Genomic DNA, 895 nt, shown 5'->3' on the forward strand with positions numbered 1-895 from the left:
GCGCGGCCGGCGACGACCGCGCCGTCTGGTTCGCGGTCGGCCCGGGCAACAACGGCGGCGACGCGCTGGTTGCCGCCGCACACCTCCAGCAGCTTGGCGTCGCGACGCAGGCGTGGATGCCGGTGCCGGTGAAGCCGGACGACGCGCAATGGGCGCTCGGCCTCGCGCGCGCAGCCGGCGTGCCGCTGTCGGGCACGCCACCGGCTTCGCTGGACGACTATGCGTGGATCGTCGACGGGCTGTTCGGCATCGGTCTCGGCCGCGCGCTCGACGGTGCATTCGCCGAGCAGGCGGCGCGCATCGCCGCGCACGCGCGCAGCGGCGGCCACGTCCTCGCGCTCGATGTGCCGAGCGGGCTCGACAGCGATACGGGCCAGATCGTCGGCGCGGGCGTCGCCGTCGCCGCCACCCATACGCTCACCTTCATCGGCGCGAAGCCCGGCCTCTATACCGGCGAAGGCCGGGATCTCGCCGGCGAGATCGACGTCGCAACGCTCGACGTCGCACCACCCGCCGCGCCGGCCATCGTGCTGAACGCGCCCGCGCGGTTCGCCGCCGCGCTGCCCGCGCGCGCGTTCGCGTCCCACAAGGGCACGTTCGGCAGCCTCGCGGTGCTCGGCGGCGACACGGGCATGTGCGGCGCGCCGATCCTGGCCGCCCGCGCCGCACTGTTCGCGGGCGCCGGCAAGGTGCACGTCGGTTTCCTCGGCGCCGGCGCTCCGCCGTACGACCCGCCGTTCCCGGAACTGATGCTGCACCCGGCCGACGGCCTCGATCTCGACGCGATGACCGCGATCGCGGCCGGCTGCGGACTGGGCACGCGCGAAGCCGCGGCGACGCTCGTGCGCGACGTGCTCGTGCACGACGCCGCGACGCTGCTCGACGCCGACGCGCC

General features: G+C 75.6%; 1 protein-coding gene. It reads left to right on the forward strand.

Features of this window, described 5'->3' with window-relative positions:
• A partial coding sequence (locus tag G3N61_RS39205; RefSeq protein ID WP_241018145.1) for a bifunctional ADP-dependent NAD(P)H-hydrate dehydratase/NAD(P)H-hydrate epimerase occupies positions 1-895 on the forward strand: 895 nt, incomplete at both ends.

The organism is Burkholderia sp. Ac-20349 (assembly GCF_017104865.1).
GTDB lineage: Bacteria > Pseudomonadota > Gammaproteobacteria > Burkholderiales > Burkholderiaceae > Burkholderia > Burkholderia aenigmatica.